At 39.0% G+C, this 23,076-nt stretch carries 14 protein-coding genes and 2 pseudogenes; 8 read left to right on the top strand and 8 right to left on the bottom strand.

Annotated elements, in window-relative coordinates:
* Positions 1-118 precede the first annotated feature (118 nt).
* From ACZ5QH_RS02855 to ACZ5QH_RS02840, 4 genes are all read right to left on the bottom strand, one after another.
* Positions 119-886 (bottom strand): hypothetical protein, encoded by a 768-nt coding sequence (locus tag ACZ5QH_RS02855; protein ID WP_004818929.1) that lies wholly within the window; start codon positions 884-886, stop codon positions 119-121.
* Positions 887-1,026: 140 nt separating this feature from the next.
* Entirely contained in the window at positions 1,027-2,616 is a 1,590-nt protein-coding gene (locus ACZ5QH_RS02850; RefSeq protein ID WP_004723253.1) for a peptide chain release factor 3, read from the bottom strand.
* Positions 2,617-2,942: 326 nt separating this feature from the next.
* A complete protein-coding gene (locus ACZ5QH_RS02845; RefSeq protein ID WP_303576694.1) occupies positions 2,943-5,018 on the bottom strand; it encodes a putative bifunctional diguanylate cyclase/phosphodiesterase in 2,076 nt (691 codons plus the stop codon).
* A 211-nt stretch (positions 5,019-5,229) separates the two neighbouring features.
* The gene (locus ACZ5QH_RS02840) at positions 5,230-7,413 is read right to left on the bottom strand and encodes a carboxy terminal-processing peptidase (RefSeq protein WP_004818923.1); all 2,184 of its coding nucleotides are present in this window, start codon (positions 7,411-7,413) and stop codon (positions 5,230-5,232) included.
* A 196-nt stretch (positions 7,414-7,609) separates the two neighbouring features.
* Between ACZ5QH_RS02840 and nagZ the strand changes: the two genes are divergently transcribed.
* Entirely contained in the window at positions 7,610-8,629 is a 1,020-nt protein-coding gene (gene nagZ, locus ACZ5QH_RS02835) for a beta-N-acetylhexosaminidase (RefSeq protein WP_303576693.1), read from the top strand.
* A 256-nt stretch (positions 8,630-8,885) separates the two neighbouring features.
* Entirely contained in the window at positions 8,886-9,731 is an 846-nt protein-coding gene (locus tag ACZ5QH_RS02830) for a class I SAM-dependent methyltransferase (RefSeq protein WP_303576692.1), read from the top strand.
* A gap of 133 nt (positions 9,732-9,864) precedes the next feature.
* Here ACZ5QH_RS02830 and ACZ5QH_RS02825 read toward each other — a convergent pair.
* Together ACZ5QH_RS02825 and ACZ5QH_RS02820 are read right to left on the bottom strand one after the other, a co-directional pair.
* A pseudogene (locus tag ACZ5QH_RS02825) lies at positions 9,865-10,086 on the bottom strand (alpha/beta fold hydrolase); the annotation flags it as partial.
* Between the two features lie 77 nt (positions 10,087-10,163).
* Positions 10,164-11,211: pseudogene (locus ACZ5QH_RS02820) on the bottom strand (alpha/beta fold hydrolase); the annotation flags it as partial.
* A gap of 303 nt (positions 11,212-11,514) precedes the next feature.
* Between ACZ5QH_RS02820 and ACZ5QH_RS02815 the strand changes: the two are divergent.
* The 3 genes from ACZ5QH_RS02815 to pta all read left to right on the top strand — a co-directional run bounded on the left by ACZ5QH_RS02815 (position 11,515) and on the right by pta (position 16,830).
* Positions 11,515-12,780 (top strand): glutamate-5-semialdehyde dehydrogenase, encoded by a 1,266-nt coding sequence (locus ACZ5QH_RS02815; protein ID WP_303576690.1) that lies wholly within the window; start codon positions 11,515-11,517, stop codon positions 12,778-12,780.
* Between the two features lie 415 nt (positions 12,781-13,195).
* On the top strand, positions 13,196-14,413 hold the full coding sequence (locus tag ACZ5QH_RS02810; RefSeq protein WP_034610100.1) for an acetate/propionate family kinase: 1,218 nt from the start codon (positions 13,196-13,198) through the stop codon (positions 14,411-14,413).
* 275 nt (positions 14,414-14,688) lie between these two features.
* Positions 14,689-16,830 carry a phosphate acetyltransferase gene (gene pta, locus ACZ5QH_RS02805; RefSeq protein WP_303576689.1) on the top strand — a complete coding sequence of 714 codons (2,142 nt, stop codon included), beginning with the start codon at positions 14,689-14,691 and terminating at the stop codon, positions 16,828-16,830.
* A gap of 160 nt (positions 16,831-16,990) precedes the next feature.
* Here pta and ACZ5QH_RS02800 read toward each other — a convergent pair whose 3' ends face one another.
* Together ACZ5QH_RS02800 and ACZ5QH_RS02795 are read right to left on the bottom strand one after the other, a co-directional pair.
* Complete coding sequence (locus ACZ5QH_RS02800) at positions 16,991-19,177, bottom strand: TonB-dependent receptor (protein ID WP_303576688.1); 2,187 nt, start codon at positions 19,175-19,177, stop codon at positions 16,991-16,993.
* Between the two features lie 280 nt (positions 19,178-19,457).
* Positions 19,458-20,069 (bottom strand): class I SAM-dependent methyltransferase, encoded by a 612-nt coding sequence (locus ACZ5QH_RS02795; RefSeq protein WP_303576687.1) that lies wholly within the window; start codon positions 20,067-20,069, stop codon positions 19,458-19,460.
* Between the two features lie 265 nt (positions 20,070-20,334).
* Between ACZ5QH_RS02795 and ACZ5QH_RS02790 the strand changes: the two genes are divergently transcribed.
* The 3 genes from ACZ5QH_RS02790 to ACZ5QH_RS02780 all read left to right on the top strand — a co-directional run bounded on the left by ACZ5QH_RS02790 (position 20,335) and on the right by ACZ5QH_RS02780 (position 23,036).
* On the top strand, positions 20,335-21,861 hold the full coding sequence (locus ACZ5QH_RS02790; protein WP_004726542.1) for a fumarate hydratase: 1,527 nt from the start codon (positions 20,335-20,337) through the stop codon (positions 21,859-21,861).
* Positions 21,862-21,943: 82 nt separating this feature from the next.
* Positions 21,944-22,492 carry a hypothetical protein gene (locus tag ACZ5QH_RS02785; protein WP_034609739.1) on the top strand — a complete coding sequence of 183 codons (549 nt, stop codon included), beginning with the start codon at positions 21,944-21,946 and terminating at the stop codon, positions 22,490-22,492.
* A gap of 10 nt (positions 22,493-22,502) precedes the next feature.
* Positions 22,503-23,036, top strand: a complete 534-nt coding sequence (locus ACZ5QH_RS02780; RefSeq protein WP_004818906.1) for a DUF2059 domain-containing protein — start codon at positions 22,503-22,505, stop codon at positions 23,034-23,036.
* Positions 23,037-23,076: the final 40 nt, after the last annotated feature.

Here is a 23,076-nt window from a genome sequence, read left to right as displayed (position 1 = left end):
GTTATTGCAATACGTGGCCCTAGTTTATTGATCGCTGAGTCAATTCAACAAGGACCAATCATCTTAACCGCTCTGCTTTAGAATCCCGCTAAAATTGGCAGAATGATCAGAATACACCTTAGAACATGCGTTGATACACTTCAGGCTTGAGTATTTTTTGCGTCTGTTCTTTGCTCAAATAAATATCCAACTGGGTACCATCTTCGACAATTTCATTGGCGCGATAATGTAAGCCAACACCTTCACCATCAAAGAACCAATCGGCTTGCCCCCAATATAACTTTTTAGGCGCATTTTTTTTCACATCACTATTTTGCTTTTCCAACCATTCTGCATATTTTTCTTGGACCCAAGTATTCAGTTGGTTCTGATGTTTGGCATCAATCACATCTAAAATACTTAAGCTTTTCTTCAATTTCCGGTCAGCAACAAAAAAGTATTGTCGTTCTTTGATACTGACATCCGCTTGTAAACTATTGACTGAAACTTGCAACAAAACATACTGATTACGTTGTGAAGCCATACGCGTTTGCATATGCAGTTCAAAGGCTTTATTTTTCGGGAATTCTTCTTGCCAAGTATCTGACTTTTTGACAAAAGCATTAATGGCCTGTTGTAAGGTCATATTCTGTTTTAAATCAATCTGTGCCTGAATCACGCTGGACTGACTATTTGCAATCCACTGATTTAACCAATTGTCTTGGGTTTTAATGGTTTGAATATCAATTTCAATGCAATTGTTCTTTTCACAAAACGGTAAGGCATAATCAGCTTTGGTTTCTTGAATATTTAAATAAGGTAAGACTTCAGCGGCTTCTTGTTTGGGTTGTAATACAGAACCATCTTTGTCCTGATCTTTTTTAGAATCACATGCAACCAAAACCATTGTACTTAAGCAAAGCACTGAAATTATTTTTTTTGAAAATTGCACTGCATAAATCCCTTTGGACAAAAAGCATTGTATTTTGATACAAAAACAGCTTCACAAGGAAGCTGTTTTTACATTTTGCAATAAGTTAGCTGAACTTAATGCTCACGTGTAGAACGGAATTGAATATCCGGATAACGCTCTTGCATTAATTGTAGATTCACTCGGCTTGGTGCGAGATAAGTTAAATGCCCACCACCATCGACAGAAAGTTGGTCATGTGCCTTTTTCTTAAATTCATTAAATTTCTTTTCATCATCACAAGAAACCCAACGCACTGTGTTGATGTTCACTGGCTCATAAATACAATCTACTTTGTATTCTTCTTTCAAACGATACGCCACCACATCAAACTGAAGTACACCTACAGCCCCAACAATCAAGTCATTGTTGATTTGCGGCATAAACACCTGAGTTGCACCTTCTTCTGAAAGCTCTTTTAAACCCTTTTGCAATTGTTTAGATTTCAATGGATCTTTTAAGCGTACACGGCGGAACATTTCAGGTGCAAAGTGTGGAATCCCCGTAAAATGAAGTTTTTCACCTGAAGTGAATGTATCACCAATCTGGATCGTACCGTGGTTATGTAAACCAATGATATCGCCAGGCCAAGCTTCTTCAAGTTGCTCACGTTCACCCGCAAGGAATGTCAATGCATCGCTGATACGCACATCTTTACCAATGCGCACATGATTCATCTTTAAACCTTTCTCATACTTACCTGAACAGATACGCATGAAGGCAATACGGTCACGGTGTTTTGGGTCCATATTGGCTTGGATTTTAAATACAAATCCACTGAAGCCTTCTTCCGTTGCTTCAACAGTACGTTCATGTGTTGGATGCGCTTTTGGTTGTGGTGCCCACTGAATAAATGCATTTAATACATGGTCAACCGCAAAGTTACCTAACGCTGTACCAAACAATACTGGCGTTTGACGACCTGCTAAAAATTCCGCTGGATCTAGCGGATCATTCGCCATTTGCACCAATTCTAAAGATTCTTCAAATGAAGCAAAGGCCAAATCGCCTACTTTTTCACGAATGTCTGGATAGTCATAGCCATCACGGATTTCAATATCTGTAATGGTCGAACCAAAACCCGCTTTATATACATAAAGCTTATTTTCAATGATGTTATATACGCCTGCGAAGTCACGCCCCATACCCAATGGCCAAGTAATCGGCACACAACGGATTTTAAGCACGTTTTCAATTTCATCAAGCAATTCTAATGGCTCACGGATTTCACGGTCCATTTTGTTGACGAAAGAAATGATCGGGGTATCGCGCATACGACACACTTCCATCAATTTGATGGTCCGTTCCTCGACCCCTTTTGCGCCATCAATCACCATCAACGCGGAGTCAACAGCAGTCAAAGTACGATAGGTATCTTCAGAAAAGTCTTCATGTCCCGGTGTATCAAGTAAATTGATGACATGATTTTTATAAGGGAACTGCATGACTGAGGTGGTAATCGAAATACCACGCTCTTTTTCCATTTCCATCCAATCAGATGTCGCAGAACGGTCAGACTTTCGACTTTTAACCATACCTGCAACTTGGATTGCTTTACCCCACAACAACAGTTTTTCTGTCATTGTGGTTTTACCAGCATCGGGGTGGGAAATAATAGCGAAGGTACGTCGCTGAGCGACTTGCGCCGCTAATTCATCTTTAAACATAAAAAATCTACAATATGTACACAGTTATGTACACATTTATAAATATGTACTTGAACTGGAAAATGGGAATTCAAAAATTGGCGATATTGTATCAGATTTAGCGTCGTTTTTAACGATTGTTGCTATATCATTAAGCACTTTGATCGCACAGACATCGCAAAAATTCCAGAAAGAGGATGAGCGATACAGACGACAAGCAAATGGTTTTAAAGATCAACGTAGATCTCAATATACAGTGGCGATGGTTAAGTAAAACGCGATTACGCTCAGCTTAAACCTCGTTTGAATGATCGTGCTAGGTCTTTAGCTGGCTGAATATTTTATATCTAAGGTATGGCTTTAACCATACTATAATTGGTTTCCAAACGGTCTACAGGTAACGGCATGCCTAACAAATAACCTTGTAATTGCTGGCAACCTAAACGTTTAAGAATCTGCGCTTGCTGTTCAGTTTCAACGCCTTCTGCTGTCACCACCAGACCCAAACGAATCGCCAAATGGATAATACTTTCTAAAATGATTTGTTCTTTTGAACCTTCACACAAATTACGGATAAATTCTCGATCTATTTTTAATTCATCTACAGGTAAATCTTTTAAATACAAGAAACTCGAATGCCCCGTTCCAAAATCATCAATTGCCAGTCGGATACCTAAATTTCTTAATTTCTCAAAGGTTTGAATACTGTCATCAATATGATGCATCGCTGTAGATTCAGTAATTTCAATAATTAAATTACCATTTTTGACATGGTATTTTTGAATCAATTTTTCTAAAGTTTCAATCAAATGTTTATGTTCAAATTGTACTGCTGAAAGATTTACGGCGATGGGACCAAAAGCATATTTTTTATCTTCCCATTCTTGAATTTGCTTACATGCTTTCTCTAAGGCCCAATAGCCCATACGAATAATCAGACCAGTTTGCTCAGCACCATCAATAAACATACTCGGGGCTAATAAGCCTAGGGTTGGATGCTTCCAACGGATTAAAGCTTCTACCCCGCAAATTTGGTAGTCCGCTGTAAATTTAGGTTGATAAAATAGAATAAATTGTTGTTCTTCGACTGCTTTATATAAATCATTGATGAGTTTAGATTGACTACGGCTTTGGTGTTGTTGGTCTAAAGAACTGCTATAAACACTAAAAGTATTACGCCCCTGCTCTTTAGATTGCATCATGGCGGAGTCAGCATTGATCAATAAATCTTGTAAGTTCTGCCCGTGGTCGGGGAAAAATACGATGCCAATACTGGCAGAAATATTAATTTCTTTACCTGAGATTTGAAAACCATCTTGTATTTTTTGTAAGAATAATTCGGCAATCTCTTCAGCTTCATTACGATTAGAGTCTTCAAGAATCAGAATAAACTCATCTCCACCAATACGAGTGAGTCTTTGCCCATCCTTAAGTAACGGATATAAACGCTGGGCGAGTTTAACCAAAAGCTCATCACCGATATGATGACCAAATGCGTCGTTAACAGATTTAAAGCGGTCTAGATCAATATAAATAAAAGCAATTTTAGACTGTATATCCTTATAATCTAAAAATAAAGCATCGGTGTATTCAACGAGAAATAATCGGTTTGGAAGTTTAGTCAGATTGTCTTGAAGTGCTAAGTCTTCAAGCTCTTTATTGGCTTGTAATAACTGTAAACTACGTTCTTCTAATCTTCGTTCTAAAATCGCCACACAAAAAGCAGAGACAAGTATTAAACTCGCGACAAAAATAATGGTAAACAATAAAATACCTTGCCCTTCGTGTAGTTGACTTCCAAAATGATTGTCATGCACCGATGAGATCGTTGCTGCTGCCATACCGATATAATGCATTCCCACAATACTGAGTGCGATCATGATTGATACAGCAATTTTATAAAGCATCTTATGATTAAAAGAGTTCTTATATTTAAATGCGAGCCAGAAAGACAATCCTGAACCACTAATCGCGATGATGACAGAGAGCATCACCAAAATAACATCATAATCAACTTGTTGATTTGGAATATCTAGCCCCAGCATGCCGATATAGTGCATTCCAGAAATTCCCAGTCCCATCAACACGCCACCTAAAATCAACCGTACAATTGGCAAAGTCTCTTGAGTGGTGAGCCAAATCGCAAAAGTCGAAGCCATGGCCGCAATAATATAGGAGATCACAGTTAATGTTAAATCAAAGGAATAACCTTTCGGTAGATCACAAGCCAACATTCCGACAAAGTGCATTGCCCAAATGGCGAAGCCAAAAACCATGCCACTTAAACACAAGATAATTTTCTGTAGACGAGGGGTATGTTGGGTAAATATGAGTTGTTCTAATGAAATAGCTACGTAACAGATGATAACTGCAATACATGCAGAACCTATTACGAGATTACTATCATAACTCATATAACTCATAAAAATTTACTTCCAGTAATGAACCTATTTTTGTTATAAGCAACCTCTATATATACAACGCAAAATTGCGAGAAGGTTCACCTTTTTTTAAAGAACGTTCGTTTTACTTAAAATATCACTATCCTATTGAACGTCAAGTTATTTTTTGAATCGAAATAAAAAAAGCATATCCGAGATATGCTTTTTTATTTTACCTAAATAGAATTTTTAGTTATTTACTTGTTAGATGTGCCAAATCTAACAGAACATTGGCAGCCTCATTCACAAAGGTCTCTTCCTCTGGCAATGCCGGACGTTGGTTTACCTTCATTTTCGCTCTTGATTCAGCCAATGCATCCAAACTTGCTTGATAACTTTCCCAGTTTGAATATGGCTTTAATCCTGTTTCAGTGCGACGCTTATTCTCCGCAGCCAATGTTCTTGCTTCAAGTGCCACTAAATCTGCTTTACGTTTATCAATATCTAAAGAGATACGTTTCTGATCTTTGGTTTCTTGAGCAATCGCTTTACGTGTCTCTAGGTATTGGAACTGTGGATCACCTGCCGCACGAACTTTTGATTTTTCACCAAGCTGTGCCACATATGGTTGAATCGACCCTTCACGTTTAAATGGCGCAGTTGGAATCGTATCCCATTTCAAAGCATTTTTAGCTTTACGCTCACCAAACTCTTCATCATAAATATCCACCAGTTTGATATCTGGAATCACACCTTTGTTTTGGGTGCTGCCACCAGTCACACGGTAGAATTTACGTTGCGTTAAGGTTGCTTGACCATAAGCAAGACTATCCAATTGAACTTGCGCAGTCCCTTTACCCGTGGTCGTACTTCCTAAAATTACCGCACGATCGTAATCTTGTAAGGCAGCAGAATAAATTTCACTGGCAGAAGCCGATGCTAAGTTAACCAAAACAGCCAAAGGTCCAGCATAGGTTTGCGCACCACCGTCGGTGTCTTCAAACACGCTCACATTGCCGTTACCATCACGGATTTGAACCACTGGGCCTTCTTTAATCACTTGCCCAATCATTTTGGCAACTTCTTCTAAAGAACCACCTGGGTTATTACGCAAATCAATAATAATCCCTTCAACATTTTGTGCTGCAAGTGACTTCAACGCTTTATTGGTATCTTCTGAAACAGAACGGTATTCGGTCCCTGCACGACGTGCACGATAGTTCAGATAGAAAGATGGGATTTCTAAAACACCAAACTTATGTTTTTTACCATCACGTGTCAGCTCTACAGTACGTGAACGCACACCCGCATCTTCTTCTTGAATCACATCACGAGTAATGGTCACAACTCGTGCTTGGCTCATAGAAGCGCCTGCAGCCAACAATTTCACTGACACCTTGGTGCCACGTTTACCACGAATCAAGCCGACAATTTCAGAACTTGGCCAACCAATCACGTCGACCATTTTATTGCCATCTTGTGCAACACCAATAATGCGATCACCAGATTTAACCTGTCCGGTCTTACTTGCCGGCCCACCATCTACAATGGTTTCAATCTTGGTATAGTCTTCATTACCACGCTCAGGACGAATCGAAACACCAATACCTTCAAGTTGTAAGGTGGTTTGACGATTCAACTCCATAGCATCAACAGGTGGGAAATAATTGCTGTGCGGATCGTAGGTCAAGGTCATTGCATTGAGGATACGTTCCAGTACATCATCACTCTTGGTTCGTCCAATACGCTCTAGTTGGCGGGTATACCGCTTGGTGAGTGTTTGAACAGGTGTAAGATCTTCTGATGCTGCCAAATCCTGACCATTGGCCAATGTTGGATCATCTTTCAATGCTTTTTGTTTGGCTTGATCTTCTTGCTTAGCAATAGTGAGATTGATTAATTGCGACACCAGCATCTTACGCCAATAGTTTTGCAACTCGGCTTTGCTGGCAAAGAATTCAGCTTTCTCACGATCTGCATCAATAAATTCATTTGGCTGATTTAAGTTCTGGGTCTTTTTAAGTTCAGCCAATTCAAATTCATAGAATTCTTTTAAACGTGCACGATAATGCGCATGAATCGCAAATGGTCCAGACAAATCGCCTGCTTTTAATTTTGCGCCGAGTGTTGCACCATATTGCTTTTTATATTGTTCAATTTCTGAAGCTAAAAATAAGGTGTGCTCTGGGTCAAGGCTATCAATATACATGTCGAGAATACGATTTGATGTATTTGCATCTAAACGCATATTCAAATAATGCTGACGGTCAATCAATGTTGCAAGTTGACGTGTCACTAAGGCTTGATCTTGTGAAGGATGAATCGATTGAGACACGTTTGTAGCATTGGTTTCCGCCATTGCCTGATTGATGGTATGGGTAAAGAATAAACCACCTGTTGCAAGTGCTATAGCGCAAGCGAGAGTTTGAATTTTCATAAATTCTTAATACTTCCTTGGGTTTTCCAATTTCTATATCGTTTTTCAATCTGAACTCAACAGTTTCAATATCTTAAACGACTTTATCTGTTTATGTTGTGTAGTTTTAGCATAATCTGTACTGAGTAAGTGTAGCAAATCATTGCAGAAATCGGGTATTGTTTCCCAGTTTATATAAATACAACCGTGGATTCCTATGATCGGCGCATTGATGCTTGATATTGCAGGCACAGAACTTACTCAAGAAGATATTGAACTATTACAAACTCCGCAAGTCGGTGGCATGATTTTATTTTCAAGAAATATAGAATCACCCGCTCAAGTTCGCGCTTTAACCGATCATATGCGCAAAATTCGCCCCGACATTCTTATTGCCGTTGATCAAGAAGGTGGACGAGTTCAACGCCTAAAACAAGGCTTTACCCTACTACCAGCCATGGGGCATTTTGGTGAGCTTTACTTAACTCAACCTGAAAAAGCCTTAACTCTGGCTGAACAATGTGGTTGGCTCATGGCAATTGAAGTGCTTGCAGTAGGGATTGATTTTAGTTTTGCACCTGTTTTAGATCTGAATGACATTAGTGATGTGATTGGCGATCGTGCCTTTGCAAAAAATGTACAAGATATTGTGCCGCTTGCCAGCGCATTTATGAAAGGAATGCAACGTGCGGGTATGGCAACCACAGGAAAACACTTTCCTGGACATGGTTCTGTAAAAGCAGATTCTCATGTTGCTGCAGCAATTGATCCACGTGAATACCAAGACATTTATAACAAGGATATGCAAAGCTTTATTCAGCTACAAACCCAGCTGGATGCACTGATGCCTGCACATGTGATTTATGAAAAAGTAGATCCAAATCCTGCAGGTTTTTCACCTTACTGGATTCAAACGATTTTACGCCAAGAGCTTCAATTTGATGGTGTGCTGTTCTCGGATGATTTAAGCATGCAAGCAGCTTGTGTTGCAGGCGGAGCAGATGCACGTATCCGTGCTGCCCTCGAAGCAGGTTGTGATATGGGCTTGGTGTGTAATAACCGTGAATCGGCATGTATTGCATTGGCTGGGATCGAAAACCTACCTTTGCCGAATCAAGCACGTTTAGAACGTATGCGTGGTAAAATTCCACAGATCAGTATTGATGAAACATTTGATCTTGGAAATGAATGGCAAGCTGTCAAAAAAGTCATTGAAGAATTTAAAAATTCACTTTAAAACCAATAGAGAGCTATCCATAGGATATTGCGCTAGATGACTTAATTTTGCTGCCCCCTCTTGATGATCAATGGGGGGATCTTAGGCCTTTAATGATTAATAAGCCTTTAATGATTAAAGAGATTTAAGCTATTCTCCTTTCAATAGGAGGGTTACAAAGGATCAAAAAAGACGACGAAGCAAAATTAAATTTTTAGTCGTGTTTTAATTGCTTTTCATCATGACCCATTAGAAAAAATAAAAGTTAAGGATAACTATGTCAGACCAGCAACTTTCCAAGCACCGCCATATTTCATTTACAGCCCATTACACAGGCTATATTTGGTATCAAATGGGCATTTCTCATCCCTTATTTGCCACATCCAAAGGTAAAACTTTGGCTATGATTGCCCACCCAATAGAAAGTTGGGGAGAAAAATACGTCGGTGGCAGTATGCGTACCACACTCAAGCAACGTCATACCATGTTGGATGAACGTTTAGCTGAACTGATTGAACAGTCTCCAGACTTACAAGTACTGGAAATAGCCGCTGGACTGTCACCAAGAGGCTGGTGGTTTAGACAACATTATCCCTTGATTGATTATCGTGAATTAGATTTACCCGATATGGCAAAAACCAAGCAAGCGGCGCTTAAGCAAATTGATCACAAGAGCCCAGATGTGTTGTCTGTCGACTTATTTACAGCGGATTTTAAAAAAGCCTTTGAGGTATTTGATCCACAACGACCACTCGTCGTGATCAGTGAAGGTTTAATTAACTACTTCACCAAAGAACTGTTACAACAATTGATTCAATCGATTGCCCATTATGGGCAAGACTTTAACAGTCTGCATTATCTCACTGACCTTTACCCTGAACCAGTAAAAAACAAATTGGCAAAAGTGATTTGGAGCAGCAGCAAGCTGTTAAAAGTCATGTCACGAAGTGCTTTTACTTTTCACTTTGTCACACCAGAACAAGTCAGAAATTTTATCTACCAAGCTGGTTTTCAAAAAGTTGAAGTGATTCAGCCCCGTGTCTATTTCAATACAGATTCAACTGAATACAATGCTGAAGAGCATCTAGGTGATTTGGTGTGGATGATTGATGCACAACGCTAAAGCAATCACTTATTGAGATTTCGAGACTTAAATCCTTCGAAACATAAACACTTCGAGATTTAAATACTTCAATTCTAAGAAATAAAAAACCAGTCAAAAGACTGGTTTTTTAACAGATCAATATATCAAAAGCTTAAGCTACTGCGCCTTCTTGCGCTATACATAACTGCACTGCTTGGGTCTGGCGTGCAATAAACCGTAATAAACGATCTGCATTTTCAAAGCTACCATGCTTAAATAGTGCGCGAACACCAGCTGCAGAGGTTTCAAAAATCAAACATTCAATCGCAAACTCACCTTCATCATCACTCAAATTTAAAGCCAAATCACGGGTATGTTGATTTACAAAAGCTAAATCTTGTTGATGATCAAGACGCATCAATAAACCAAAGTAATTTAAATCAACCACCTCAACCTGAATCACTTTATTTGAATGGCGATGTGTCAACTGACGATGTGGATCAAGCACTTGAATACGATTTTCACCACGACGCTCGATATGCTGCATTTGTTCCCGTGTGAAATTGACAATCCCATCCAGTCCTTGGATCGACCCACCTTTTAAGTAAGTGGTGAATAAAGTCATGGTTTCTTTACGGCGTTGTAATTGAGGAACATGATCAGCATTGGCAATCATTGCAAACTGCATATCTGGGCATTGCAAAGCAAAGTTTGCATTTTCATGCGGTAAGGTAAAACTGTCGTATTGACCACATGCCACCAGTGTATTCACTTGAGGAACCGGTACATGGCTTAACCGCAATAGACGATTACAATTGATTTCATAACGTTCTTGTTCAGTATTTGAAAATTCAGCCATTTGCTTAAAGAATAATCTTTTGGCTGTGGGCGACATACGCGTTTTATCGAGCTTGGCATGATTAACTAAATACAAAATCACGGCCTGACCAAACTCGCCCATACGTTGCTCTTTCATCAACATCAATGATTCTTCTAACAACATGCGCCAGCTTTTACGGGTTTCTTGCATCACCCCCATCAAGATCATTTTCTCGACCAGTTCAGGGCGTTGATCAACAAAAAATGAAGCAATCACAGAACCTAAAGAAATCCCCACCACAGCAACTTTTTCAATCGCGACAATATCAAGCCACTGTCCCAACATACGAGAAAGATCAGGTAATTCTAATGTCCCCGCAGATAAACCAGAGTCGATATTGGTGATTTGTTGATTGGCGCCCATAGAGGGCAAATCAATCAAAATGACTGGGCCACTTTCAAAGAACTGCTCAACACAATACTTATATGAGTTAAAGTTTTGGAACGCTCCGCCCACAATCACAATCGGTGTATTGTGGATTGTCCGTGGATCTGCGATCGCCATATACTCAATTTTCCAGCCATCAATCCAAGTTGTTCTTGGCTCCTGCTTAAAACTGTTTTTGTGGTATATGTCGAAAAAACCAAAGCTTGATAAAGATTGGTGTGATTCTGTGTCCATTTGGATAATGGAATTCATATCCTTCCTCCATCCTTGCTTTATTCTTTTAATATGCAAGATTTTGACCCGCATTATTCTTTCAAATTCGTGATACGTATAAATTCTGTATCACATCAATGTCCTTATTGTTTCATTCTTACAGATGTGTGATTTATACGCAATCGCTAAATTGACCGTTTATCCAGTTTAAATGGCAAAAGATTTTGCAAGATATTTAACGCTTCAACGCTGCAAAATAAGTTTATTTCAGTGAAATACTTCCTTGGCTTTACTTAGACTGCTACTATCAAAGGGAAATTTTTAATGATCAAATAAACTGCTATGCAAGACTCAATTGAACAGTATATGCAAACTGTAGGGAAGCAAGCACGCCAAGCCGCTAGTGTTTTGGCAGGCGCAACTACACTTGCAAAAAATAATGCCTTATCTGCGATTTATACTGCTTTGGAAAATAGTCAACCGCAAATCTTGGCCGCCAACCAAATTGACATGAGCAAAGGTCGTGACAATCAATTGGATAGTGCTTTACTTGATCGTTTAGAACTCAACCCCACACGCTTTAAAGGGATGTTACAAGGCTTAAAAGATGTCATCAGCCTTGTCGATCCGATTGGTGAAATCACGGATCTTGCTTTCCGTCCAACAGGTATTCAGATTGGTAAAATGCGCGTGCCTTTAGGCGTGGTCGGCATGATTTATGAATCACGCCCAAACGTTACCCTTGAAGCTGCCTCACTTGCGTTAAAATCTGGCAATGCCATCATTTTACGTGGTGGTTCTGAGGCATTGAATTCAAATCAAGCAATTGCTGAAGCCATTCAACATGGTTTAAAAGCAGCGGGCTTACCTGAAACTTGTGTACAAGTGATTAATACCACTGACCGTGCTGCCGTGGGTCAATTGATTACTATGTCTGAGTATGTCGATGTCATCGTACCTCGTGGCGGTAAAGGCTTGATTGAACGCATTACCAATGAAGCAACCATTCCTGTGATTAAACATCTTGATGGAAACTGCCATGTTTTTGTTGAGGCTCAGGCGGATCTACATAAAGCACTTCCTATCGCATTAAACTCAAAAACACATCGTTATGGTGTGTGTAATGCAATGGAAACATTGTTGGTTGATGAAAAAATTGCGGAAGAGTTTTTACCCCGTATCGCTGAGCTGTATGCAGAAAAAAACGTTGAATTGCGTGGCTGTATCAATGTTCAAAAAATCTTAGGCAATGCTGTAAAACCAGCCAGTCAAGAAGATTGGTATGAAGAATATCTAGGTCCAATCTTGGCAGTGAAAATTGTGACTGGGATTGAAGAAGCCATTCAACATATTAACAAATATGGCTCACATCATACCGATGCAATCATCACTGAAAACTTTAGCTTAGCGCGTCAATTCTTAACCCGTGTAGATTCAAGTTCAGTTATGGTCAATGCTTCGACGCGTTTTGCTGATGGTTTCGAATACGGTTTAGGTGCTGAAATTGGTATTTCTACCGATAAAATTCATGCCCGTGGTCCAGTCGGTCTTGAAGGTTTAACCTCGCAAAAATGGATTGTTTTAGGCGATGGTCAAATTCGTCATTGATTCCAAGCTTGAATAACTCGACTCAGCATTTATCTCAAACATAAGTGCTGAGTTTTTATTTTTAATGCACAGTAAAAACATCAATCAATTTAAAATTTTGATAAAAAATATGTGCTTGTCTTTTAGAAAGACGCAAAGATTGCCTTTGGATAGGACAAGATTATTTACAAGAAACTATAGAATGCAGATAGATTAAAACAACAATGAGTGATAATTTTTAACAATCAATTGATAAATATTAATTATTAATCAATATCAGGTCGATAGTCCAAAAGTCTAATCACCTAAAGTCTATCTAGGACAAAAAAACTACACATGGTACAACATGACTGCTGATCTAATTTGCCCTTTATAAACAAGCATAATCAGATCAATCAGGATGACTTTTTTAAATTATAATTTCGGGTATTCAAACGTGTCTACATCAGTATTAGTAATTAACTGCGGATCTTCATCAATCAAATATGCGCTTGTTTCTGAACGTCGTGAAGATCGAATCTTTGGTTTAGCAGAAAATCTAGGCTCTGCTGATGCACGTATTAAAGGAATCACGGCGGGCAATCAACCGCTTGAGCTTTCAATTCCCTATGCAGACCATGAAAAAGCTTTAGAAACCATCTTAGGTCGTTTATCACAGTATAAACCTCAAGCCATTGGACACCGTGTTGTTCATGGCGGGACCTTAACCAAAGCTGAGTTATTGACGCCTGAAATTGTAGAAAAAATTCGTGAAGCAACACCACTTGCACCACTGCATAACCCTGCTCATTTAGTCGGTATCGATGCGACAATGCGCCTATTCCCCGAATTACCGCAAGTTGCAGTATTTGATACAGCATTCCATCAAACCATGCCTGCACATGCATATCGTTATGCTTTACCAAAGTTCCTGTATACACAACACAATGTTCGTCGTTATGGTTTCCATGGCACCAGTCATGCCTATGTTTCTGAACGTGGTTCTGAACTTGCGGGTAGCTACAAACATGGCGGTTGGTTAACAGCACACTTAGGCAATGGTAGCTCAACTTGCGCCATTTGGAATGGTCAAAGTGTCGATACCTCCATGGGACTGACTCCGCTTGAAGGTGTGGTTATGGGTACCCGTAGTGGTGATGTTGATCCAAGTATTCATAGTTTTCTTGCTTCAAATCTGGGCTGGGACATCTATAAAATTGATAAAATGCTGAACAGTGAATCAGGCTTACTGGGCTTATCAGATCTTTCAAATGATATGCGCACCTTGATTGAAGCCTCAGAACAAGGCAATGAAGATGCGACTTTGGCGATTGAAGTATTCTGTTATCGTTTAGCCAAATCACTTGCGGCATTAAGCTGCGGTTTACCACGTATCGATGGCCTGTTCTTTACTGGCGGTATTGGTGAAAACTCTGCCTATATTCGTGAAAAAACGATCGCTTACTTACCACACTTCGGTTTCAACCTCAGCAAAGAACAGAATGATGGTTTAAAACGTGGTACAGAAGGTCGAATTGATGCTGGAACAGGTCCTCAAATTTGGGTCATACCAACCGATGAAGAAGGTCGTATTGCTAAAGAAACCGTTCATGTTGTAGAACACGAGGTACAACAGGCCGCAAAAAAGCCTGAATCTGATATTGCGACAGCTTAAGCTGTCGTAAGTTTTGTACGAGCTTTGGGTATACCTGTTGAAATAGCAGCATACTCAAGCTCGTTATTAAAAATGATCTTGACCAGATTTTGATATAAAGCTGTTTTGTAATCGCTTAAGCTGGCATAAATATATAAACCAGTCTTGTAGATGAATATCGTTTTGCGATCACTGTATACACCACCAAAAAGATGTTGAGTGAAGCAGATGATTTGAGATATTCATCTTCAATTTATCCATGAATTCACATATTTTTACTGATTAAAGAATCGTCTATGAAAACAATTTTATTGGTTCCAACTGGGGAAGGCGTAGGTTTAACGTCTGCGTGTTTAGGTTTAGTCTATGCATTGGAATGCCAAGGCGTCAAAGCAGGCTTTGTAAAACCATTTTCACAAGAATTAGTTGCTGAACCAGACCGCACCACTGCGCTTTACCGTCATATCTCAAAATTAGATACGGTTGAACCGATAGCTTATGCAAAAATCACACAACAGCTCAATGATGGTGAAACTGATGAGCTCCTTGAAGAAGCGGTCAGCTTACAACGCCAAATTGCAAAGTCCCATGACATTGTGATTGTAGAAGGCTTAGTCCCTACTGCACGTGATGCTTTTGCCAGTGATTTAAATGCTTCTTTGGCGCAAGCTTTGGATGCAAAAGTTATCTTTGTCAGTAATGCCAATATCGAAAAACCAGAACAAACTGCTGAAAAAGTTGAAGCACAAGTACGTAATTTTGGTGGTGCATCATCATCGCGTAATGCAGGCGTATTGTTTATGCGTACCCGCGGTTTACCTGCTGAATCTGCACAAATTCCGGTGACCATTGATCCAAGCTTACGTTTAGTTGCAGATACTGAAAAATTTAAAACTGAAATTCAAAAAACTTATGCACACATTGGTTCAGCAACATTTCCAATTATTGGCTTAGTTCCATTCAGTGACACCTTGAGTGTGCCTCGCATCTCAGACTTAGCAAAACAAATTCAAGCCACATGGATTAATCAGGGCAAAGCCAACACACGCCGTGTATTGCACAGCAGCTTAATTGCGTCAAATATTGAACATGAGCTACAAAAATTCGTTGCAGGCGAACTGATTATCAGTGCTTCCGATCGTATTGATGTGTTATTGGCCAGTAGTTTAGCCACCAGCAATGGCATTCCACTCGCAGGTTTGGTTTTAACTGAACACCATGAGCCAAATCCATTGGTTTTAGAGTTCTGCCAGTCTGCAATTAAAAATGGTCTACCGATTTTACATACGCCACTCAGTACCTTTGAAACAGCACAGCAACTTGCCAATTTAAGCAATGAAATTCCTGTGGATGATACTGAACGTGCCGATCAAGTGACCCGCTTCGTTTCAAGCCATATTGATCCAGCATGGTTGACCCAAATGTTGAATGGTGACTATAAACCCCGTTTATCTCCTTCTGCATTCCGTCATGAATTGGTACAAAAATCAATTGCTGCAAAAAAACGTATTGTACTGCCTGAAGGCGATGAGCCACGTACCATTCAAGCCGCAGCAATTTGTCAATCTCGTGGTATTGCGCAATGTGTATTGTTAGCAAAACCTGAAGCGGTACTTGAAGTCGCTAAAGCACGTAATATTGAACTCCCTGTGGATTTAGAAATTATTGATCCAGATCTGATTCGTGAAAACTACGTGACCCAAATGGTTGAATTACGCAAAGGTAAACTCAACGAATTACAAGCACGTGAGCAACTGCAAGATACTGTGGTACTCGGTACAATGATGCTGGCACTTGATCAAGTCGATGGACTGGTTTCTGGTGCTGTGCACACCACCGCCAATACAGTGCGCCCTGCATTCCAGCTGATCAAAACTGCACCAGAATACTCCTTGGTCTCTTCAATCTTCTTTATGCTGTTGCCAGACGAAGTTTATGTATACGGTGATTGCGCGATCAACCCTGATCCAGATGCTGAGCAATTGGCAGAGATTGCAATTCAATCTGCAGATTCGGCAAAAGCATTTGGTATTGATCCACGTATTGCCATGATTTCCTATTCAACCGGTACTTCAGGTGCAGGTGCGGAAGTTGAAAAAGTTGCAAAAGCCACGGAAATTGCCAAACAACGTCGTCCAGATTTACTGATTGATGGCCCTTTACAATATGATGCTGCATCTGTTGAAAGTGTTGGACGCTCTAAAGCACCAGACTCTCAAGTTGCTGGGCGTGCCAATGTATTTATCTTCCCAGATCTCAATACAGGCAATACCACCTATAAAGCAGTTCAACGCTCGGCTAATGTGGTCAGTGTTGGTCCAATGCTGCAAGGTTTAAATAAACCTGTAAATGACTTGTCGCGTGGTGCATTGGTAGATGATATTGTCTTTACCATTGCATTGACGGCGATTCAGTCAGAACAACAAGCTGCACATTAATGCTGATCTGCTAGACATAAAAAACCACCCAAATCAATTGGGTGGTTTATTTAATGTACTGACGAAAAATTCATAAATCAGTCTTTATGATACTGTTATCCCCATCGATTCAATTGCTATCATGGGTATTAAACAGCTTTATTTTCAATGAGATTAAAGCTTAGAAGAAATAGTTCACGCGAAATAAATAATTACGCGGAGTACCTGGCATAGCGTTTGAACGCCAATATTCTTTATCTGTTAAATTATTCACAGCAATCGTCGCACCCCATTTATCGTCTTTATAACCAATTGCAGCATCGATACGAGTCCAATCTGGCATTTTGGTGGTATTTTCATCAGAAGTATAATAATCCCCCATATAGGTTGCACCAACCTCGCCATAAATTTTTTCGGTAGGAAGATAACGTACAAACAAATTGCCTGTATGCTTGGAAACATTGCGTAAATTATTATCAACCAATTCAGGTCTTAAATCATGTTTAGTAATTTTGGCATCTGTATAACCATAGCCACCTCGAACATAAATATTATTCAGTGCCTGACCAATAAAACTAAACTCTAATCCTTTAGATTCATTTTCACCAACAACAACATAAGGCGAGTTATTATCATCTGGATCTTTACGTGCGCGGATATTATGTTTTTTAATATTGAATACAGATAATTGTGTGTTTAGCTTAGAATCCAGCCAATCACTTTTTATACCCACTTCATATTGATCAAGATATTGCGGCTCATAATTAAATGCACTTAGATCATCCGTTGCATTTATAACATTGACGCCCATATTGCCGCCAAAGGGTGAAAAACTTCGACTATAAGATGCATATAGACTTTGTTCAGGGACGGGTTGCCATACAAAACCTACATTTGGGCTAAATGTCTCATCTTTAACTGCACGTGATTGTCGGTATGATGTTGAACTCTCTAATTTATTTGTGGTTTTTGACTCATAGTAATCATAACGCCCACCTAACATCATTTTAAACTGATCATTAAAGCTAATGAGATCCTGAAGGAAAAGCGCATAATTTGTTCCTTCATTATAATTGTGAGAGGTCGTAATATGCCCTGTGCCACGGTTACTAAAACGATCACCTGTTAGTGGATTCACAAATCCATAAATCAATGAGCCATCCTTGTTTTTATTTGATAGTAAAGGTTCTCGCTGTTCATAAGACCAGTCAGTACCCACTAGAACATTATGTTTAATCGCCCCAGTATTAAACTCACCAGTTATATCCCAAGTATTGGTTGTGGTTTTATTGGTTGTTTGCTGCCAATAATAAATTTGATTGACATAACCTTTATAACATCCTTTATTTGTATTCGTTGGCTTCACATCTGCAGTACACATAGAGCCTAAATAAAAATGATCAAAATTTTGTTCCGACTCACGATGACTTAAACCCCAATGAAATTTCCAATTTGGCGCAAATTCATATTTAACATCTATACGCATTGTTTGAAGAATATCTTCTACATAATCTCCAGATTGAGCAAACCCCATCTTAATTGAAGTCCCTGTAGGCAAGTTCTCATAGGAAGGACCACGATCAGGAACTCGATGTATATTGTCGTAAGTAAATTCGGTCGTCCAAAGTAGTTTTTCATCATCACTACGATAAGTCACACTTGGAGAAATCATTTCCTCATTGGCGCCGATATCGGAACGGAAGCTATTGGTATCGGACTTTTCACCAACCAAACGTACAGCCCAGTTATCATTAAGTACTTTATTAATATCAAGCGTTCCGCCAACATTATCATAAGAACCCACGTATGCCCCAACTGAGCTTCCCGAATCAAAATTTGCATATTTGGTAACCATATTGATCACACCACCACCGCCACTACGGCCATATAATACAGATGCAGGACCTTTTAAAATTTCAATTCGTTCAACATTGGCGGTACTACGACGTATCTGTCCACTTTCACGCACACCATCACGATAGATATCTCCAGAATCCGCACTAAACCCACGCAGCATAATACCATCACCACGCATATCATAACTGGTTGAAACGCCTGGTGTGCCTTGTAACATAACACTCAAATCATTTGCGCCATACAGCTTATATTTCGAAACATCAATTGTATCAATCGTTTGTGGTATATCTTTTTTATCTAAACCATTTCTCGTAACATTGGCTTGTTTATAGTCCACATATGTTTTTATTGGGTCACCATCATTCATTGCTTCAATGACAATGGTGGGAAGCGTTGCTGTGCTTTTTTTCTGTTCTTCACTGCTATCTGTATTTGCAAATGTTAAAGAGGAAACGAAAAGCCCTCCCGTCGACAGCATCATTAAAGTTAAGCTTTTTTTAACAAAAGGCATTATTGCACCAAGAAAAATAATGAGAATTATTATCATTATAATATGAATTTTCACTAAATTTTACAATAACACGCTAATTTAACTACAAAATAATGATGATCTAAAAAATAAACGTGAAAAGTATATTAAATTAAGTGGGATTATTTTTACTTATTTAGAAATTAAACTAAAAAATAACTTTAATACTCATAATTAAAATATATGAATCTCTTAATTTGAGAATATTAAAATTTTTAGATATTTTTGTATTTATTGCTTAATTTATTTTCATCTAGGTATTTTATATTCGCTTGGCTAACCAAACAGTATGCCCAGTACAATCACGATCTTCAGCAATCATCTTTATCACTTCAAAATTATATTTTTTAAATAGTTCATGATACTCAGCGGATGATAAGCTGGCATGATACAGCGCATCACCAAACATCTCTCCAACCGCTTCACCCTGTGATGGTCCACTGGTAAACATTAAAGCAGCGCCAGCTTTTGTATATTGATCAAAAATTTCAAACATATCTCGCTGATCTTGTGGTGTAAGGTGAAAAAAGCTATCCCAAGCGAGTATTGCATCAAATTTGCGATCTAAATCTACTGTTCGCATATCAGCTAAAATCCAAGTGTGATCAGGAAAATTCTGTTTCGCCATTTCAATCATCACATCAGAACTATCAACACCTGTCACAGTATTCGCTTGCTCAATCAAATAAGCTGCAATTGGTTTTGCAGAGCCACAGCCCAAGTCAAGAATATGGGAATGAGCTGGAATTAAAGTTAAAAAGCGATCCAACCACGCTTTTTCATAAAGAAATTCCCCGCGTAATTCAGTCCATGCACGAGCATGCTTTGTATAAATTTCAATAATATTTTCCGCAAGATGCGTATAGTTTTCCATGTTGTTGTTATTTAGCCCAAGCTTTTGACTCAATAGAGTATAGAGCTTTTCTCACCCTGTAAAATCTGAAATTTATTTCAATACGGCTTTATCATCATTTATATAAAAAGTAGAAAAGTTGACTTGATCAATCAAAATATAAGCTGAGTTTCTCAAATAAAATCATAAAACTTTAGGCTGAAATTAGATCTAAGCCACCACAAAACAAGCAATATCACGTATAATTTAGCCCGCTAGCTAACAGCCCGCTCAAGAGATTTTTGATATGACAACTATTATCAAACAAGATGACTTGATCACATCGGTCAAGGACGCGCTTCAGTTCATTTCGTACTATCATCCACAAGACTTTATCCAAGCGATGAGCCGTGCTTATGATCGTGAAGAGAACCAAGCTGCAAAGGATGCAATTGCACAAATCTTAATTAATTCACGTATGTGTGCAGAAGGTCATCGTCCAATCTGTCAAGATACTGGTATTGTTAACGTATTTGTTGACGTGGGCTTAGATGTTAAATTTGATTTAACCATGAGCTTAGATGATGCGATCAATGAAGGTGTACGCCAAGGTTATTTAGAAAATAGTAACGTACTCCGCGCTTCAGTTTTAGCAGATCCTGCTTTTGGTCGTAAAAATACCAAAGACAATACACCTGCTGTAATTCACTACAAACTCGTTCCAGGCAATAAAGTCGATATTACTGTTGCAGCGAAAGGTGGTGGTTCAGAGAATAAATCTAAACTGGCAATGCTTAACCCTTCTGACTCGATCGTAGATTGGGTACTTAAAACTGTACCAACGATGGGTGCGGGTTGGTGTCCTCCAGGAATGCTCGGTATTGGTATTGGTGGTACTGCTGAAAAAGCCATGATGCTTGCAAAAGAATCGCTCATGGAAGAAATCAATATGGACGAGTTACTTCGCCGTGGTCCACAGAACCAAATTGAAGAACTGCGTATTGAAATCTTTGAAAAAGTAAATGCATTGGGTATCGGTGCGCAAGGTCTTGGTGGTCTAACCACAGTGCTTGATATCAAGATCAAAGACTACCCTTGCCATGCTGCTGGTAAACCAGTCGGTATGATTCCAAACTGTGCTGCAACTCGTCACGCTCATTTCCAGTTAGACGGTTCAGGTATTGCACATATTCAAGCGCCTTTACTTTCAGATTACCCTGAAGTGACTTGGGATACGTCAACATCTAAACGTGTTGACTTAGACAATATCACACAGGAAGAAATGAACTCATGGCAACCGGGCGATACATTATTATTGAACGGTACCATCTATACAGGTCGTGATGCTGCGCATAAACGCATGGTTGACATGTTGAATAAAGGCGAACAGTTACCTGTAGATCTCAAAGGTAAATTCATTTACTACGTGGGACCTGTAGATCCAGTCGGTGATGAAGTTGTAGGCCCTGCTGGTCCAACAACAGCAACACGTATGGATAAGTTCACACGTCAAGTCCTTGAAGCGACTGGCTTGTTTGGTATGATCGGTAAAGCGGATCGTGGCCCTGCTGCTGTTGAAGCGATCAAAGACAATAAAGCAACTTATTTGATGGCTGTTGGTGGTGCTGCTTATTTAGTATCTAAAGCCATTCGTGAAGCAGAAGTTGTTGCATTTGCTGACTTAGGGATGGAAGCTATTTATAAATTTAAAGTACAAGACATGCCTGTATCTGTTGCAGTTGATGTCAATGGTACTTCTATTCATGCGACTGCACCTAAAATCTGGCAAGCCAAAATTGGTAAAATCCCAGTGGTTGATGCTGTTGCACAATAATCTGATCTAAAGCTTAGATTAAGCTTGAGCATCACTTAAAAAGCACTCTATGATTAGAGTGCTTTTTATTTTGAGTCAGATCATGAACTTTATAAAATATATTATTTTTCCTGGATTATTTGTATGCTTGATCTCTATTCAAAGTTTTGCTTCAAACACTGATAGTGACGCTGTTGACCGACTAGCGCAAGGTATCATTACCAATCAAATATGGCGCCTACAATACAATGAAAGTGCAAAAAAGATTTATCAAAATCAAGCGGAAAATTTAATCAAAAACGGATCAAGTACAATAGAACTCACTGATAAAGAAAAACAAATCATCCCTCAAATTGTAGAGATTTATCAGGCAATACCAGAAAATATTCTCCGAGACCCACAATTTATCGCCCAAACCAAACAAATTCTTTTAGAATCGTTAAGTTCTCAAGAAATTGAAATGCTCTCACAGCATGACACAACGTCGAGCCAAGAGCTGTACACAAAACTTGCCAATATTGACACAGAAATATTCCTAGAAAGCAATGCAGCTATTCGTAAGGCAGTCAATGACCCTCAATTTATCCAACAATATCGCAATAAAATTGGAGAAATTATTCAGCAACTGCATCATTTAGATGAAAATAAATAATGGAAAACCGATGAAAATTAAGCAGTTCGTTTTAACTTTAAGTTTATGCTGTATCACAATGTCAAGTTTTGCATCTCCAGCAACAGATAAAAGTGTCGACAAATTGATGCAACTCTCCAATATCTCAGAGATTTTCAAACAAAGTACTCGTGATATGCAACCCTACTTTGACGATCAAGCAGAAGCACTTGTTCGCCAAGTGACGGGGGCTCAAACATTGAATATCGATCAGCAAAATGCAGCACTACAAATTAGTGCATTGTATAGTGATATTCAACAGCAGCTGGTGACTGACCCAGAATATCTCAACATGTTTAAATCATTATTTAAAAAGACCTTTACTGAAGAAGAAGTTCAAGCCAATATCGCTTTTTTAAGTACACCGATTGGACAATCCATCAATCAAAAGATGAACACGCTTATGACAGAAGTCATGCAAGAAACCGCAAAGTTTTCTCAAGAAAAAATGCTAAAAGTAGAAAATCAAAAAGCCCTGAAAGAAAAAATGGAAACGATTTTAAAGCCAATTCTTCAAGTTGAATAAGCTTTTACTCAACCATTTTATGATGTGAATTACAACCAGA

The organism is Acinetobacter sp. Ac8 (assembly GCF_055392545.1).
The sequence above is the reverse complement of the archived record's forward strand: the minus strand, read 5'-3'. Positions and strand labels throughout refer to the sequence as shown.

Bases quoted from the DNA above. Each gene is read 5' to 3' on its own strand.
- ACZ5QH_RS02785 (WP_034609739.1), top strand. From the start codon at position 21,944: ATGAACTTTATAAAATATATTATTTTTCCTGGATTATTTGTATGCTTG.
- pta (WP_303576689.1), top strand. From the start codon at position 14,689: ATGAAAACAATTTTATTGGTTCCAACTGGGGAAGGCGTAGGTTTAACG.
- ACZ5QH_RS02830 (WP_303576692.1), top strand. From the start codon at position 8,886: ATGTCAGACCAGCAACTTTCCAAGCACCGCCATATTTCATTTACAGCC.
- ACZ5QH_RS02780 (WP_004818906.1), top strand. From the start codon at position 22,503: ATGAAAATTAAGCAGTTCGTTTTAACTTTAAGTTTATGCTGTATCACA.
- nagZ (WP_303576693.1), top strand. From the start codon at position 7,610: ATGATCGGCGCATTGATGCTTGATATTGCAGGCACAGAACTTACTCAA.
- ACZ5QH_RS02795 (WP_303576687.1), bottom strand. From the start codon at position 20,069: ATGGAAAACTATACGCATCTTGCGGAAAATATTATTGAAATTTATACA.
- ACZ5QH_RS02850 (WP_004723253.1), bottom strand. From the start codon at position 2,616: ATGTTTAAAGATGAATTAGCGGCGCAAGTCGCTCAGCGACGTACCTTC.
- ACZ5QH_RS02815 (WP_303576690.1), top strand. From the start codon at position 11,515: ATGCAAGACTCAATTGAACAGTATATGCAAACTGTAGGGAAGCAAGCA.
- ACZ5QH_RS02790 (WP_004726542.1), top strand. From the start codon at position 20,335: ATGACAACTATTATCAAACAAGATGACTTGATCACATCGGTCAAGGAC.
- ACZ5QH_RS02855 (WP_004818929.1), bottom strand. From the start codon at position 886: ATGGTTTTGGTTGCATGTGATTCTAAAAAAGATCAGGACAAAGATGGT.
- ACZ5QH_RS02840 (WP_004818923.1), bottom strand. From the start codon at position 7,413: ATGAAAATTCAAACTCTCGCTTGCGCTATAGCACTTGCAACAGGTGGT.
- ACZ5QH_RS02845 (WP_303576694.1), bottom strand. From the start codon at position 5,018: ATGAGTTATATGAGTTATGATAGTAATCTCGTAATAGGTTCTGCATGT.
- ACZ5QH_RS02800 (WP_303576688.1), bottom strand. From the start codon at position 19,177: ATGCCTTTTGTTAAAAAAAGCTTAACTTTAATGATGCTGTCGACGGGA.